At 50.2% G+C, this 14,811-nt stretch carries 16 protein-coding genes; 11 read left to right on the top strand and 5 right to left on the bottom strand.

Annotated features, from left to right (window positions below; genetic code table 11):
* Positions 1–64: 64 nt before the first annotated feature.
* Complete coding sequence (locus FHS77_RS09075) at positions 65–400, bottom strand: cell division protein ZapA (protein ID WP_184222554.1); 336 nt, start codon at positions 398–400, stop codon at positions 65–67.
* 11 nt (positions 401–411) lie between these two features.
* Positions 412–684, bottom strand: coding sequence for a DUF4164 domain-containing protein (locus FHS77_RS09070; protein WP_184222552.1), 273 nt, complete (start codon positions 682–684; stop codon positions 412–414).
* 503 nt (positions 685–1,187) lie between these two features.
* Between FHS77_RS09070 and tkt the strand changes: the two genes are divergently transcribed.
* The 4 genes from tkt to FHS77_RS09050 all read left to right on the top strand — a co-directional run bounded on the left by tkt (position 1,188) and on the right by FHS77_RS09050 (position 6,826).
* Positions 1,188–3,182, top strand: a complete 1,995-nt coding sequence (tkt, locus tag FHS77_RS09065; protein ID WP_184222550.1) for a transketolase — start codon at positions 1,188–1,190, stop codon at positions 3,180–3,182.
* Positions 3,183–3,273: 91 nt separating this feature from the next.
* The gene (gene gap / locus FHS77_RS09060; protein WP_184222548.1) at positions 3,274–4,281 is read left to right on the top strand and encodes a type I glyceraldehyde-3-phosphate dehydrogenase; all 1,008 of its coding nucleotides are present in this window, start codon (positions 3,274–3,276) and stop codon (positions 4,279–4,281) included.
* A 72-nt stretch (positions 4,282–4,353) separates the two neighbouring features.
* Entirely contained in the window at positions 4,354–5,544 is a 1,191-nt protein-coding gene (locus FHS77_RS09055; protein ID WP_184222546.1) for a phosphoglycerate kinase, read from the top strand.
* Between the two features lie 256 nt (positions 5,545–5,800).
* The gene (locus tag FHS77_RS09050) at positions 5,801–6,826 is read left to right on the top strand and encodes a class I fructose-bisphosphate aldolase (protein ID WP_184222544.1); all 1,026 of its coding nucleotides are present in this window, start codon (positions 5,801–5,803) and stop codon (positions 6,824–6,826) included.
* Positions 6,827–6,951: 125 nt separating this feature from the next.
* Here FHS77_RS09050 and FHS77_RS09045 read toward each other — a convergent pair whose 3' ends face one another.
* Positions 6,952–7,644: a DUF1013 domain-containing protein gene (locus tag FHS77_RS09045; protein ID WP_184222542.1), complete on the bottom strand. Its 693-nt coding sequence runs from the start codon at positions 7,642–7,644 to the stop codon at positions 6,952–6,954.
* A gap of 224 nt (positions 7,645–7,868) precedes the next feature.
* Complete coding sequence (locus tag FHS77_RS09040) at positions 7,869–8,873, bottom strand: NAD(P)H-quinone oxidoreductase (RefSeq protein WP_184222540.1); 1,005 nt, start codon at positions 8,871–8,873, stop codon at positions 7,869–7,871.
* A gap of 182 nt (positions 8,874–9,055) precedes the next feature.
* On the opposite strand from FHS77_RS09040, the gene FHS77_RS09035 reads away from it, so the two are divergent.
* Both FHS77_RS09035 and FHS77_RS09030 read left to right on the top strand, forming a co-directional pair.
* Positions 9,056–9,244 carry a DUF1192 domain-containing protein gene (locus FHS77_RS09035; protein ID WP_184222538.1) on the top strand — a complete coding sequence of 63 codons (189 nt, stop codon included), beginning with the start codon at positions 9,056–9,058 and terminating at the stop codon, positions 9,242–9,244.
* A gap of 152 nt (positions 9,245–9,396) precedes the next feature.
* The gene (locus tag FHS77_RS09030; protein WP_184222536.1) at positions 9,397–10,635 is read left to right on the top strand and encodes an MFS transporter; all 1,239 of its coding nucleotides are present in this window, start codon (positions 9,397–9,399) and stop codon (positions 10,633–10,635) included.
* A gap of 496 nt (positions 10,636–11,131) precedes the next feature.
* On the opposite strand, the gene FHS77_RS09025 is transcribed toward FHS77_RS09030, so the two are convergent.
* The gene (locus FHS77_RS09025) at positions 11,132–11,314 is read right to left on the bottom strand and encodes a YdcH family protein (protein ID WP_184222648.1); all 183 of its coding nucleotides are present in this window, start codon (positions 11,312–11,314) and stop codon (positions 11,132–11,134) included.
* Positions 11,315–11,563: 249 nt separating this feature from the next.
* On the opposite strand from FHS77_RS09025, the gene FHS77_RS09020 reads away from it, so the two are divergent.
* From FHS77_RS09020 to FHS77_RS09000, 5 genes are all read left to right on the top strand, one after another.
* Entirely contained in the window at positions 11,564–11,767 is a 204-nt protein-coding gene (locus FHS77_RS09020) for a YdcH family protein (protein WP_184222534.1), read from the top strand.
* A 79-nt stretch (positions 11,768–11,846) separates the two neighbouring features.
* Entirely contained in the window at positions 11,847–12,347 is a 501-nt protein-coding gene (gene purE / locus FHS77_RS09015) for a 5-(carboxyamino)imidazole ribonucleotide mutase (protein ID WP_184222532.1), read from the top strand.
* Positions 12,337–13,434: a 5-(carboxyamino)imidazole ribonucleotide synthase gene (locus FHS77_RS09010; RefSeq protein ID WP_184222530.1), complete on the top strand. Its 1,098-nt coding sequence runs from the start codon at positions 12,337–12,339 to the stop codon at positions 13,432–13,434. The genes purE and FHS77_RS09010 overlap by 11 nt, the downstream gene beginning before the upstream one ends.
* A 200-nt stretch (positions 13,435–13,634) precedes the next feature.
* Entirely contained in the window at positions 13,635–13,760 is a 126-nt protein-coding gene (gene ykgO / locus FHS77_RS09005; RefSeq protein WP_184222528.1) for a type B 50S ribosomal protein L36, read from the top strand.
* Positions 13,761–14,082: 322 nt separating this feature from the next.
* Entirely contained in the window at positions 14,083–14,757 is a 675-nt protein-coding gene (locus FHS77_RS09000; RefSeq protein WP_374786236.1) for a tetratricopeptide repeat protein, read from the top strand.
* The last annotated feature ends 54 nt before the right edge of the window (positions 14,758–14,811 follow it).

The following is a 14,811-nucleotide window of genomic DNA, read 5'->3' as shown; positions in this document are numbered from 1 at the left end:
CCAACACTAAATATTTAATTTTATTAATAATATGAAAGGGGCTGAGACGGTGGTTTCTAAGAGCTTATGAGCTTGGCCGTGGCGCAATCCGGTTTGCCAATTGTTCGATGCGATGAGCCATATCATTAAGAACATGACTGATAGTTGCATCATTGCGGTTGGCTTGTGAGGAGACTTCTTCCAGCGCTCTGACGCGCTTTTGCATTTCGTTCAATTCATCCATCACCATAATACCTGCCATGACGGTGAGGCGTACATCGCCGATTTCGCCAAAAGAAGATTTCAGATGGCCGACATATTGGTCGAAACGTTCGGCCAGACCGGTCAGGTGTTGTTCCTGTCCTTCATCGCAGGCCATGCGGTATAATTTGCCGTCAATCGTTACGGTCACTGTTGCCATGATGTTTTCCTTTAACGATCCAGCACTGCGCGGATGGTTTCCATCGCTGTCACCAATCGGCGGGATACTTCACGATTAGCAGTTTCAAGGCGCTCGGCGCGCGCTTCGGAATTGTCCAACTCCTGAGCCAAACGGCTGCGGTCGGCATTCATGCGCTGCACTTCTTCCTCGGCTTCGGCAAAATCTCCTTCTTTATCAAGACGGAGATCGACGGCCTGTTCCAGCCCGTTCAGCGCCTTTTCCAGTCGCTCCAAAGCTTGTGTGAGGGTCGTTTCCGGCGCCATTATCAACCTTTCCAGTATATGTTCCGAATGATCGGTAAGATCTTTAAGAACAATGCACAAACAAGTAAAATGACTTGATGCCTGTGACAATACGGCCAAACATAAAATCCGGAGTGGCTGACTATTTTTTGGATATTCACCCACCCGATCGTTTAAGATACACAATATGCAGGCAGTTTGAAAAAAAACTGGCATGGGGCCGGTTCGAATCGCACCCGCAATTGCGATTTGTCTGACTGACTGTAATAATCACCGTGCTGATAAGCAACAAATCACGGCAATAAGGCGGCACTCATACACTGGAATCAGCGGTAAATTGATGCAGCGCATCGTATAAAACCTTGGTTTTGGCCACTCATCCACCTTTCAATCGATTAGTTGAGGCGGGTTTATGGTTTGAGAGTGTATCGTTTTATTGACTCCCAAGGTGCAGGTGCTATGTGTCCGTTGCCTTCAAATTTCGCCACAAGCGCTGAACGTTTCATGGAAAGACAGCAGAGACCATGACCAATTCCGACAAACAAAACCAGTTGGCCAACGCAATCCGCTTCCTCTCGATGGATGCAGTGGAAAAAGCAAATTCCGGCCATCCGGGATTGCCGATGGGTGCGGCTGATATCGCCACCACCCTTTACACCCGTTTTTTATCGCATGACCCACAGAACCCGCATTGGCCGGATCGCGATCGTTTCGTGCTTTCCGCAGGCCACGGCTCGATGCTGCTTTACTCGGTTCTCTATCTTTCCGGTTATGAAGATATCACCATCGATGAAATCAAAAAATTCCGTCAGATTGGTGCTCGCACTGCCGGTCATCCGGAATATGGTTATGCCGCTGGTATCGAAACCACAACCGGCCCGTTGGGTCAGGGTATTGCCAACGGTGTTGGCATGGCGCTTTCCGAGCGCATCCTGAATGCCAAATTCGGCGACAGCATTGTTGACCACTACACCTATGTGCTGGTTGGCGATGGTTGCCTGATGGAAGGTATCAGCCAGGAAGCTATCGGTCTGGCCGGCCATCTGGAGCTGAACAAACTGATCGTTCTTTGGGATGACAACAACATCACCATCGACGGCGCAGTTTCACTCTCCGATAAAACCGATCAGGTTGCCCGTTTCCAGGCTTCAGGCTGGAACACAATTTCTGTTGACGGTCACGATCAGGAAGCGATTGCCAAAGCAATCGAACAGGCTAAAACCTCACCAAAGCCAACCTTTATTGCTTGTAAGACAGTGATTGGTTTTGGTTCGCCAAATAAAGCCGGTACCAACAAAGTTCACGGTGCACCTTTGGGCGCAGAAGAAATTGCTGCTACCCGTAAGGCACTGAACTGGACCGCAGAACCATTCACCGTACCGGCAGAAGTGCTGGATGCATGGCGTTTGGCTGGCCTCAACGCCGCCAAGAAGCGTCTGGAATGGGAAAAGCGTTTTGCTGCTCTTGATGCTGATACCCGCGCCGAGTTTGAGCGCCGTCAGCGCGGTGAACTGCCAATTGGTTTTGATCAGGCAATCATCGATTATAAGAAGAAGCTTTCTGCTGATAAACCAAAGGTTGCTACCCGTAAATCTTCGGAAATGGCACTGGAAGTCATCAACGGTATCGTTCCTGAAACCATCGGCGGCTCTGCCGACCTGACCGGTTCTAACAATACCAAAACCAGCCAGACCAATGCTGTAACACCTGAAAACTATGATGGCCGTTTCGTCCATTACGGTATTCGTGAACATGGTATGGCTGCTGCGATGAACGGTATGGCGCTGCATGGCGGCCTCATTCCTTATTCCGGCACTTTCATGTGCTTCTCGGATTATTGCCGTCCGGCCATGCGCTTGTCTTCGCTGATGGGCATCCGCGTTATCTATGTCATGACCCATGACTCGATCGGTCTTGGTGAAGATGGTCCGACGCACCAGCCGGTTGAACATCTGGCAGTGCTGCGCGCTATTCCTAACCATCTGGTATTCCGTCCGGCTGATGCTGTTGAAGCCGCAGAATGCTGGCAGCTGGCGCTTCAGTCCCAGAAGACCCCATCGACATTGGCTCTGACCCGTCAGAATCTGCCGACTGTGCGCACCACCCACACCGATGAAAACTTAAGCGGTTATGGCGCTTATGAATTGGCCGGTACTGATCAGGATGCACAGGTCACTCTGTTTGCCACCGGTTCAGAAGTTGAAATTGCGCTGAAAGCCAAAGCAATGCTGGATGAGAAAGACATCCCGGCGCGCGTGGTATCGGTTCCTTGCTTCGAACTGTTTGAACAGCAGAGCGACTCTTACAAGGCATCGGTTCTGGGCAATGCGCCGGTTAAAATTGCTATTGAAGCAGCTCTGTCCCTTGGCTGGGAACGCTTCATTGGCGAAAACGGTGTCTTTATCGGTATGAAAGGCTTTGGTGCTTCTGCGCCGATTGAAGACCTTTACAAGCATTTCGGCATTACTGCTGAAGCCGCTGTGGAAGCCGCTGAAGCCAAGCTGAAAGCCGCTGCATAAACAGCGAAGTGATTGATTGCGGGGTGGTTTTGAAACAGCCCCGCAAGACACGCAGTTTTTTAATCAACCCACCCGGAAGATGAGAGATAAAATGGCAGTTCGCGTCGCAATTAATGGTTTTGGTCGTATTGGCCGTAACGTCCTTCGTGCCATCGTTGAATCAGGCCGCACCGACATTCAGGTTGTTGCTATCAACGATTTGGGCCCAGTTGAAACCAATGCGCATTTGTTGCGTTATGACAGTGTTCATGGCCGTTTTCCGGCTAAAGTCACTGTTGATGGTGATACAATTGATGTGGGTTACGGCCCGATCAAGGTTCATGCTGTTCGCAACCCTGCCGAACTGCCTTGGAAAGAAGAAGGCGTTGACATTGCGCTGGAATGCACCGGCATTTTCGCAACACGCGATAAAGCTGCCGCACATCTGGAAGCTGGCGCCAAGCGCGTTATCGTTTCCGCTCCTGCTGACAATGCCGATCTGACCGTTGTTTATGGTGTGAACCATGACAAGCTGACCAAAGATCATCTGGTTGTTTCCAACGCTTCCTGCACCACTAACTGCTTGTCACCAGTGGCACAGGTTCTGGATGCAACCGTTGGTATCGACCACGGCTTCATGACCACCATTCACTCATATACCGGTGATCAGCCAACCCTCGACACCATGCACAAAGACCTCTACCGCGCCCGTGCGGCAGCTTTGTCGATGATCCCGACCTCAACCGGTGCTGCTAAAGCTGTTGGTCTGGTTCTGCCAGAGCTTAAGGGTAAGCTGGACGGCGTTGCAATTCGTGTACCAACACCAAACGTCTCTGTTGTTGATCTGACTTTTGTTGCCAAACGTGCAACCACTGTTGGAGAAATCAACAATGCTATCCGTGAAGCTGCCAATGGCCGTCTGAAAGGCATTTTAGGCTACACTGATGAACCGCTGGTATCAACCGACTTCAATCATGATCCGCATTCATCCGTATTCCACATGGATCAGACCAAAGTGATCGATGGCACCATGGTGCGCATCCTGACCTGGTACGACAATGAGTGGGGCTTCTCCAACCGTATGAGCGACACTGCTGTTGCTATGGCTAAGTTCCTCTAAGATAAAATCAACGCCCCTTTTGCTCAAGAGGGGCGTTTTTCATTAGTTCTATTATATACAGAGAGAAAACCGATGGCTTTCCGCACTCTCGACAATGCTGACGTTCAATCCAAACGGGTTCTGGTACGCGTTGATCTCAACGTACCTGTTGCTGACGGTCAGGTCAGTGATGTCACCCGCATTGAGCGCATTTTGCCAACCATACAGGAACTGCATAAAAAAGGTGCCAAGACCATTTTGCTGGCACATTTCGGCCGCCCGAAAGGTGAGGCCGTTGCAGAATTTTCGCTGAAGGTTGTGGTTAGCGCTTTGCATAAAGCACTGGGCTTGAAAGTTGCTTTTGCGGAAGATTGCATCGGTGAAAAAGCGGCTGCTGCTGTCAGTGCAATGCAGGACGGCGATGTTTTGCTGCTTGAAAATACCCGTTTTCACAAAGGCGAAGAAAAGAACGACCCGGAATTTGCTAAGGCGCTTGCTGCCAATGGCGATATCTACGTCAATGATGCTTTTTCCGCAGCACATCGCGCACACGCATCCACCGAAGGTCTGGCGCATCTTCTGCCAGGCTTTGCTGGTCGTGCTATGCAGGGCGAGCTGGAAGCTTTGGAAAAAGGCCTTGGCGCGCCGGTGCGTCCGGTTGTGGCCATCGTTGGCGGCGCAAAAGTGTCCACCAAGCTTGATTTGCTTTCCAACCTGATTGAAAAAGTCGATGCACTGGTGATCGGCGGCGGTATGGCTAACACATTCCTTGCTGCTCTTGGTCATGATGTGGGTAAATCTTTGTGCGAGCATGATCTGGCTGACACAGCACGCGCCATTATGGCTAAGGCTGAAACAACCAAATGCGCAATCATTCTACCGGTTGATGCGGTTGTGGCATGGCATTTTGCCGCCGATGCACCACACCAGACTTATGGTGTGGATGCGATTCCTTCAGACGGTATGATGCTGGATGTCGGCGCGCAGTCGGTTGAGCGTATTGCTTCCGTTATTGATGATGCCTCAACGCTGATCTGGAATGGTCCGCTCGGCGCATTTGAATTGCATCCGTTTGATGCATCAACCGTTGCTATTGCCCGTCATGTGGCCGAGCGCACCCGTCTGGGTAAGCTGGTTTCTGTTGGCGGCGGCGGTGATACTGTGGCGGCGTTGAACCACGCAAAGGTTGCAGATGACTTCACTTATATTTCCACCGCAGGCGGTGCTTTCCTTGAATGGATGGAAGGCAAGCCTTTGCCGGGTGTGGATGCATTGAAGGCCTGATAAGGCTTTCACATCTGTTTAAAAATGAGCCCGGCCGATTTTTTCGGCGGGGCTTTTTATTTTATGCTCGCATCAAACCGCAAACAGGATTAGCCTGTGGATCAAATCTGTTGCAGTTTAACGATAATTAAAAAAACTTGTTCGAACTAAATCGATTGAATTTATTTCAATCGTTTCAAATAGTTGGCGGGCATTTGTTTTATCTGCCAGTTCTGCTATCGGCAAACCAAGCTAACTTTTACAGGAGTTTTTGGGTATGACCGAACGTCTTGAAGATATTGCAGTTGCCATGGTGGCAAGTGGTAAGGGCATTCTTGCAGCCGACGAAAGCTCCGGCACAATCAAGAAGCGCTTCGATTCCATCAATGTAACATCAACCGAAGATACACGCCGCGATTACCGCGAAATGCTGTTCCGCGCTGATGATGCTATGAAGAATCATATCTCCGGCGTTATCCTTTATGACGAAACCCTGCGTCAGAAAGCCAAAGACGGTACACCACTGGTTGATATCATGCGTAATGCTGGCAGCATTCCTGGTATTAAAGTGGATATGGGTGCCAAGCCATTGGCGGGCTTTGAAGGTGAAACCATCACCGAAGGTCTGGATGGTCTGCGCGAACGCCTGACAGAATATTATGCACTGGGCGCACGTTTTGCTAAATGGCGTGCTGTTATCTCGATTTCTTCTGCGCTGCCAACCTATGGCGCGATCAAGCAGAATGCACAAGCACTGGCTCGCTATGCAGCGCTTTGTCAGGAAGCTGGCATTGTTCCAATCGTTGAGCCTGAAATCCTGATGGACGGCGTACCAGGCGATCATTCCATCGACCGCAACTATGAAGTGACCGATGCCGTTCTGAAGTCTGTTTTCAATGAACTCTATGATGCCCGTGTGAAGCTCGAAGGTATGATCCTCAAGCCAAACATGGTTATCGACGGTAAAAACGCGCGTAAAGCTTCTGTTGCTGAAATCGCAGAAAAGACCGTACGTTGCCTGAAGGCAAATGTTCCGTCTGCTGTTCCGGGTATTGCATTCCTTTCCGGCGGTCAGTCGGATGTTGAGGCAACCGCAAACCTGAATGCGATGAATGCAGGCTTTGATATGCCTTGGAACCTGACCTTCTCATATGGTCGCGCATTGCAGGCTGCTGCTCTGAAAGCCTGGAGTGGTAAGGCTGAAAATGTTGCAGCAGGCCAGAAAGCCTTTGCACATCGCGCCCGCATGAACGGCTTGGCCGCAGAAGGCAAGTGGAGCGAAGCTCTCGAAAATGCCGGCTAATAAAGCTTTCATTAAAAACCCCGCTTCAAGCGGGGTTTTTTTATATCTGCTGTTTGCTTTGAAGTACCGTAAGGCATTAAAAAAGCCGGAACTCTTTTTCAGGGTTCCGGCTTTTAGAAGATCTATTAAATTTCTTCTTCTTCGTCGTCTGAGGCAGCGCCTTTGAGCGAAGACAGTTTGGCGAATACCTTGTCGGCATCCAGCTCTTCTTCTTCTGCTGGACCACCATGATAATCACGGTTTTCGGTCGCAGTCGCCGGCATCAATGTCGGATCGATTTCCGGTTCTGCCGGACGATTGCGTGCTGCGCGATCCACTTCAATATCCAGATCAATCTGACTGCAAAGGCCGAGTGTTACCGGATCCATCGGGGTCAGATTGGCTGAGTTCCAGTGGGTGCGGTTGCGAATCTGTTCAATGGTTGATTTCGTGGTGCCGAGCAAACGGGAAATCTGGGCGTCTTTCAGTTCCGGATGGTTGCGAACCAGCCAAAGAATGGAGTTCGGACGATCCTGACGTTTTGATAAAGGTGTATAGCGGGCACCTTTACGCTTTGGCTCAGGGACGCGTACTTTAGGTTCCGACAATTTCAAACGGTGATTGATATCTTTTTCACCGAGTGCAATTTCTTCGCGCGATAGCTGGCCAGTCATGACTGGATCCAAACCTTTGATGCCCTGCGAAGCTTCGCCATCTGCAATGGCTTTCACTTCAAGCGGGTGCAAACGACAGAAATTTGCGATCTGATCAAAAGACAGAGCTGTATTGTCGACAAGCCAGACGGCCGTTGCTTTCGGCATAAGAAGCTGGGTGGCCATTAGATATAATCCTCTTGTTCGTCCGCTCCGGTAGCGCGGGACGTGGGCAAAAACCACAATTTCCGGGAAATTCAAACTCTATATATATGTTTATTTGCTGGTCGGCAAGAAAACCCTGCATGAAGTCGCATTGTTTATCTGCAACTTCGGTGATGAGGCATGGCAGTTTTTCAGCAAAAGCCACGAAAACGGGCGGATTCTAACTGAAAAACTGCGGACTACGATCAACGAACCTTTAAAACGATTTTACCAATATGGTTACCGTCTTCCATACGCTTATGGGCAAGATTGGCTTGGTTTAGCGCAAAGCTTTGATCCATAACCGGTGCAATCCGGCGCTTTTCAAGAAGCGGCCAGACTTGGGCTTGCAGTGCTGCGGCAATGCCAGCTTTAAATTCGACGGAGCGTGCACGCAAAGTAGAGCCGGTATGGGTCAGGCGTTTGGTCATCAGGCGGGCAAAATTCACGCTCGATTTAGCACCGTTTAAAAATGCAATTTGTACAATGCGGCCATCCATGGCGGCGGCCTGATAGTTGCGGTCAACATAGTCGCCGCCAACCATATCGAGAATCACATCAGCGCCTTTGCCTTTGGTGGCCGTTTTGACGGCTTCGACAAAATCATGCGTTTTGTAATTGACGGCAATGTCGGCGCCCAGTTTCAGGCAGGCATCGCATTTTTCATCCGATCCGGCAGTGGCAATGACAAAAGCGCCGAAGGCTTTGGCCAGTTGAATGGCTGTGGTGCCAATGCCGGATGTGCCGCCGTGAACCAAAAAGGTCTCGCCTTTTTTTAAATTTCCGCGCTCAAATACATTGTGCCAGACAGTGAAAAAAGTTTCCGGAATGCAGGCAGCTTCTTCATAGCTGAAACCTTGCGGCACCGGCAAAGCATTGCTTTCATGAACAACGGCATATTCTGCATAGCCACCACCTGCAAGAAGCGCACAGACTTTGTCGCCGATTTGATAGCGGCTGGTTTGTGCTCCCAAGGTCACCACTTCACCGGCGATTTCAAGGCCGGGAATATCGGAAGCGCCTTCGGGCGGGGCGTATTGGCCAAGGCGTTGCAACACATCAGGGCGGTTAACACCGGCTGCATGCACACGCACCAAAATATCCGTTTCTTTCAGCTCGGGAATGATGCGGTTTGTCAGGCTTAAAACATCAGGAGAACCGGCCTCTTTAATTTCGATAGCCTGCATTTTTTGAGGGTGTTGCGGGTGCATGATGGTCTCCTGATTGCTTTAAAATGTCCGAGGCAATTTTAGGGGTGCTAAATCGGTTTATTGAGGTATGATAAATATTTGTGTGGCTGCTTTAAGGGGGAAAAGCACTCATGCGAGGGCATTATTAGCTATTTGCCATTTTGGCTTGGTGAGTGACGGATATTGACTGGGAGGAGTATACCATGTCCGGCTTTCTGGAAGAAACCATTGAGGTTCATCATAAATATAGCATTGGTGATGATCTCACAGACCTCTCCGTTTCCGAAATTGAGCAACTGATCGACCGGCTTCATCATGAGATTGATCGCCTGCGGGAAGAGCATAGTCAACGGGGAAGCAGTCGTGCGCAAGCCGAGGCACTGTTCCGCTGATAGCTCAGGCTTTTTCAACCTTCTCGTTACGCTTTGTATGAAAAAAGCGTGACGCACTGAAAATAAATGTTTTAATCATAAAAATCACCATAATTGGCGGACAGTTCTGCCATATACAAATCAAATAACGACTGAAAATTAGGAATATTCTGTTGCGTATTTATGTTCAGGTTTTGGCTCTGTTATTTGGTACAACTTTTTTGCTGATGGGCTCCGGCCTGCACGGGTTGCTTTTGCCATTGCGCGGTGGCGCTGAAGGTTTTTCTGTTACATCGCTGGGTTTGCTCGGTACGACATGGGCAGGGGGCTTTGTCGCCGGCTGTTTGTTCGCGCCGCGTTTGGTGCGCCGTGTCGGCCATGTGCGCGCTTTTGGTATTTTTGCCGCATCGGCAGCGATCATCGCACTATTATCCGGCATTTATGTCGATGTCACAACATGGATTGTGTTGCGTACATTTACCGGTTTTTCGATGGCTGGCGCTTTCATGGTGATCGAAAGCTGGCTGAATGAACGTGCAAGCAATGAAAGCCGTGGCAAGATTTTCGGCCTTTATATGATGGTCAACTACGGGGCGACCGTGACCGGACAAATGCTGGTTTCTGCTGGCGATATCCGCTCCGATCATCTCTTTATGTTTGCAGGCATTTTCTTTTGTCTGTCGCTCATCCCGATTGCAATTTCGACTGCCAGCAGCCCGAAACCACTGACCGAAGTGCAGCTTGATCTCAAGGCGCTGTTTCGCAATTCACCGGCCGCTTTTGTGGGCTGTATTCTGGTGGGTATCGCCAATGGCGCATGGGGCACATTGGGTGCAGTCTATGGTGCTAAATCAGGCATTAGTAATACCCAAATTGCATTGATGATGTCGGCAACCATTGCAGCCGGCGCATTGATGCAAATTCCGGTGGGGCGCATTTCTGATCTGATCGACCGGCGCTATGTGCTGGCGGGCACAGCAACATTAGCGGCAACTGTCGGCTTGCTGACGTTTTTATTCAGCCCGCAAGGCAGTGCGTTGATTATTATTTCCGCTGCTTGTTATGGTGCATTGGCCTATACGCTCTATCCGGTGGCCGTGGCACATGCCAATGATCACGCGACATCCGAAAATTTTGTCAAAATCTCCAGCGGTCTTTTGCTGCTTTATGGTTTTGGCACCATGCTGGGGCCTTTGCTGGCTGCAACATTGATGGATTTTTTCTGGCCGTCAGCACTGTTTGCCATCACTGCGGTGTCGCATATTTCTATTGCGGTTTATGTGCTTTTCCGCTCCCGCGTGCGCAAATCTGTGCCGCGTCAGGAGAAAGACCAGTTCTCGACAATTTCGCCGGAGCGCAGTGCTACGCCGGAAGCTTTCAAGCTCGATCCGCGTGCAGATGCTGAGGGTTGATGCGTAGTGAATTGCAAGGGCAGGCTGTCATTTGAAAATCACAACCTGCCCTCAACCGAACCGGAGACAAACCGACCGGTTTCGGATGCGATCCTGTTATATCTGACAGGAAAATGGCAGCGGCAGACGGTGCGCGCCAGCTGTCAATTTTGACAGGTGAAAATGGTTGAGATTTTAAGGGAAAGAAGTGGGGAAATCCGGCTGCACGCTTTGTGCGAAGGGTGCGCTCTTGTCACCAGTCACAAAGCGTGTCGCCTGTTAGAGCATGTCGCCCAAAAATGGACATCGTCTCCGCAAGGAAATCAGTTTGCTGACGGTTTCAGTCCCTGCTTCGATGCGATAAAGACATGCGCAAAAAACAAAATGTTAGAGCGAGTGCAGTGGGTAGTATTTAAGTGCGACCCGCTCTAGCGGGAACGTTGGGCTTTGGTCATTATGATGGTCAAAATTGCCATCTGACCCTCTGCCTTTTTACGTTCCTTAGTTGATAAAATAATTAGTGTTGTGTGACTTGCTGTTTAATTTTTTCAATTTGCTCTTTGAGCTGTAGTTTTTTTCGTTTCAGGTCAGTTAAGAGAAGGTTATCGATAGCTGGTGATGCCATCGCAGTGGAAATTTCCTGTTCGAGAGTACCGTGCTTCTTTTCCAGCGTGGCAAGATGGGACTCGATAGCCATCATCAATTCTCCTTGGTTGTTTCCTTCATATGTCTCAGGCTGCTGATCGGCAGCTTTATGACAAGACAATGACAGTGTGACATGATTGAGGCGATCTGTCGAATTGATTGTTGTAGCATTTTCTAACTGCAATATTTGTGCTAAAGGCATGACGCAAACCATTATGCAGCTTTTGAGCGTTCAAAATGTAGTTTTGAAGTTTTGAATGTTAAACGCTGTTGCATATCAACGCATTGTAAAACGGGGCACTCTATGTCCGATCAAAATCAAGCCGAAATCAGACTGGCACTGGCACGGCTGAAGCAAGACCATGAAGATTTTGATGTCGCGATAAATGCCATGATAGCAACCGGATGCGACATGTTGCGCATTCAGCGGATGAAAAAGAAAAAGCTGGCGCTTAAAGATAAACAGCAGGAACTGGAAAGCCAGATCATTCCTGACATTATCGCTTAAAAAACCTCTTGTCCCGAGACCTCGTGTTCTGACCGTTGCAAGCGGCAAGGGCACCTTTATTATTTAATAGGAAAAACCAATGACCTTAGCTCCGCGCTTCGATGTTGCAGTCATTATGGGAAGCCAGTCCGACTGGGAAACAATGCGCCATGCCGCAGAAACGCTGGCAGCACTCGGCATTCGTTTCGATGCTCGCATCATCTCGGCACATCGCACGCCAGAGCGGATGATGGAATTTGCCAAAGGCGCCAAGGCTGAAGGTTTTAAAGTCATTATTGCCGGTGCCGGTGGCGCAGCCCATCTGCCGGGCATGACAGCGTCGCTGACACCACTGCCGGTTTTTGGTGTGCCGGTTCAGTCCAAAGCATTGTCGGGTCAGGATTCGCTCCTTTCCATCGTGCAGATGCCAGCCGGTATTCCTGTCGGCACTATGGCGATCGGCCGTGCGGGTGCGGTTAATGCAGCGCTTCTCGCAGCGGCAGTTCTTGCGCTGCACGATGAAGAACTGGCAGCCCGCCTTGATACATGGCGTGCAAACCAGAGCACAAGTGTGGCCGAACGCCCGAGCGATGAGGCCTGATATGTTGAAAGCAGGATCAACAATCGGCATTATCGGCGGTGGTCAGCTTGGCCGTATGCTGGCGATGGCCGCAGCACGTTTAAGCTTCCGCACTATTATTTTAGAGCCGCAGGCCGATTGTCCGGCGGCACAGACCGCCAATCGTCAGATCGTTGCTGCCTATGATGATAAGGCAGCTTTGGCCGAGCTGGTGGAAGCTTGTGACGTTATCACTTATGAGTTTGAAAATGTCTCCATTGAGGCCGTGCAGGAGCTGGCTGAAAAAATCGGCGTTTATCCGCCGCCTGCCGCTTTGGAAATTTCACAGGATCGCTTCACTGAAAAGCAATTCTTAAACGAATCGGGTATCGCCACCGCGCCCTGGCGCCTGGTAGATGATGCCGATATGCTGGTTTCAGCGCTGGCCGCTCTTGGCGGTCAGGGCATTTTGAAAACCCGCCGTTTTGGTTATGACGGTAAGGGGCAGGTGCGCTTGACGCCTGAAAACAGCCGTGGCGCAGATAAAATCAATGCAGCCCTTAAAGATATCGGCCATGCACCGGCTATCCTCGAAGGGCTGATGGCTTTTGAGCGCGAGATTTCAGTGATTGCAGCGCGTAGCCGCAATGGCGAAGTGGCACTTTTCGACATTGCTGAAAATGTGCACAAGAACGGCATTCTGGATACATCAACCGTTCCGGCCAATATCAGTGCTGAGACCGCCGCCGCCGCTCAGCTTGCAGCGGAAAAATTACTGCATGCGCTTGATTATGTCGGTGTGCTGGGGCTGGAATTTTTCGTGATGCCTGATGGCACATTGATTGCCAATGAATTTGCACCGCGTGTGCATAATTCCGGCCATTGGACGGAAGCTGCCAATCCTGTGTCACAGTTTGATCAGCATATTCGTGCCGTTGCCGGATTACCGCTCGGAGACACCACCCGCCACTCCGATTGCCGCATGGTCAATCTGATTGGTGATGATGTTTTGCAGGTGGAAGCGATTCTTGCTGAGCCACATGCCATGCTGCATTTGTATGGAAAAGCAGAGGCTCGCGCTGGCCGCAAAATGGGTCATGTGACCTATATCAGCCCTAAGAAAGGCTGATTTTATTGTCTTTTCCCTCAAAAGGGGCAGTTTCTTATGAAGGATTTCAGGATTCTTGCCCCTTGGGAGTTGACATTTTGGCCGATATTTGTGTATTTCGGCCAACCCAATGGATAGCTTGTCTGTCCGTTTAGTAATTGGCGCCTCGGGCGCCTGTTTTTATGATGCCCGGTGACGGGCCAACCCGACCGGTGATTGACATGAAGATCAAGAATTCGCTCAAAGCGCTCAAAGCTCGTCATCGCGACTGCAAGCTTATCCGCCGTAAAGGCCGCGTTTACATCATCAATAAGACTGCTCCGCGTTTTAAAGCACGTCAGGGCTAATTTTGCACCCCGTTGCAAAGCGGGGTTCTGCACTCCGGCAACGGAGAGCGCAAATTAGAATGACCGCTGAAATGTAGCTTTCGTTTTAGAAAACTACGGCAGCCTTATCGAAATAGAATGAGAGCATTTTAATCTGACAACGGATTAAAATGCTCTCATTTTTTTTATGCTTGTTAATGACTGTGTTTGAGGCAGGCTGGCACAAAATTTGACTTGTGCAGCGGGGCTCTATGATTAAAATCAGCTCATGCTAAATTTTTGCAACGCTGCGCACGCGCATTCCGGTTTGATGAATAAGTTACAAGCTCTGGCCTGTGCCGGTATGTTTTCGCTTGGGGTGGTGTTCGTGCCTTCTGCATGGGCAAAGGATGCCTTGCAGCCGATGCCAGAGCCCCCCTTGTCCGATAAAGCTTCGCCTGAGGCATTGCAGCAGACGCTGCAAGAGGCTGCCTCTGAAGCAGAAAAGCCCGGGCCTGAAACCAAGGCGCCTGTCGAGGCTGCGGTAAAGCTTACACCTGAAGAGCGGCTGGATAAGCTTTTTTCTGAGCTTTTGAAAACATCCAATGAAGTGAAGGCCAGACGCATTGCTGCGCAGATTTCCGGTATCTGGGCGCAGTCGGGCAGTGCAACTGTCGATCTGCTGCTCGGCTGGTCTTATGACGCGATGAGCCAGAAGAAATATGCGGTGGCGATTGATTTTCTCGATGAGGCGGTCGCGCTTGCGCCTGAAAATGCCGAAAGCTGGAATCGCCGCGCGGCCTTGCATGTGCTGAATAGCGAATATAACCGTGCCATTTATGACATCAATCGCGCTTTAGAGCTTGAACCACGCCATTTTGGTGCTCTGACCGGCCTTGCGGGCATTTTGCAGGAGCGAGGCCATAAGGCGAGCGCTTTGAAGGTTTATGAGCGTATTCTGACGCTTTATCCGATGATGCGTGAAGCACAGCGGCAGGTGCAGTCGCTGAGCGAGGAACTCAGCGATATTCACACCTGATACAAAATTGAAGGCAATAAAAAAGCGGCACTTTTGATGCCGCTTTTTTTATAT

Source organism: Paenochrobactrum gallinarii, from assembly GCF_014205685.1.
GTDB lineage: Bacteria > Pseudomonadota > Alphaproteobacteria > Rhizobiales > Rhizobiaceae > Paenochrobactrum > Paenochrobactrum gallinarii.
This window is presented reverse-complemented; position numbering and strand designations above follow the sequence as displayed.

Coding starts and splice junctions, on each gene's coding strand:
- FHS77_RS09000 (WP_374786236.1), top strand. CDS start 14,083: ATGTTTTCGCTTGGGGTGGTGTTCGTGCCTTCTGCATGGGCAAAGGAT.
- FHS77_RS09045 (WP_184222542.1), bottom strand. CDS start 7,644: ATGGCCACCCAGCTTCTTATGCCGAAAGCAACGGCCGTCTGGCTTGTC.
- FHS77_RS09040 (WP_184222540.1), bottom strand. CDS start 8,873: ATGCACCCGCAACACCCTCAAAAAATGCAGGCTATCGAAATTAAAGAG.
- FHS77_RS09010 (WP_184222530.1), top strand. CDS start 12,337: ATGAGGCCTGATATGTTGAAAGCAGGATCAACAATCGGCATTATCGGC.
- gap (WP_184222548.1), top strand. CDS start 3,274: ATGGCAGTTCGCGTCGCAATTAATGGTTTTGGTCGTATTGGCCGTAAC.
- tkt (WP_184222550.1), top strand. CDS start 1,188: ATGACCAATTCCGACAAACAAAACCAGTTGGCCAACGCAATCCGCTTC.
- FHS77_RS09020 (WP_184222534.1), top strand. CDS start 11,564: ATGTCCGATCAAAATCAAGCCGAAATCAGACTGGCACTGGCACGGCTG.
- FHS77_RS09050 (WP_184222544.1), top strand. CDS start 5,801: ATGACCGAACGTCTTGAAGATATTGCAGTTGCCATGGTGGCAAGTGGT.
- ykgO (WP_184222528.1), top strand. CDS start 13,635: ATGAAGATCAAGAATTCGCTCAAAGCGCTCAAAGCTCGTCATCGCGAC.
- FHS77_RS09025 (WP_184222648.1), bottom strand. CDS start 11,314: ATGATGGCTATCGAGTCCCATCTTGCCACGCTGGAAAAGAAGCACGGT.
- FHS77_RS09075 (WP_184222554.1), bottom strand. CDS start 400: ATGGCAACAGTGACCGTAACGATTGACGGCAAATTATACCGCATGGCC.
- purE (WP_184222532.1), top strand. CDS start 11,847: ATGACCTTAGCTCCGCGCTTCGATGTTGCAGTCATTATGGGAAGCCAG.
- FHS77_RS09055 (WP_184222546.1), top strand. CDS start 4,354: ATGGCTTTCCGCACTCTCGACAATGCTGACGTTCAATCCAAACGGGTT.
- FHS77_RS09070 (WP_184222552.1), bottom strand. CDS start 684: ATGGCGCCGGAAACGACCCTCACACAAGCTTTGGAGCGACTGGAAAAG.
- FHS77_RS09035 (WP_184222538.1), top strand. CDS start 9,056: ATGTCCGGCTTTCTGGAAGAAACCATTGAGGTTCATCATAAATATAGC.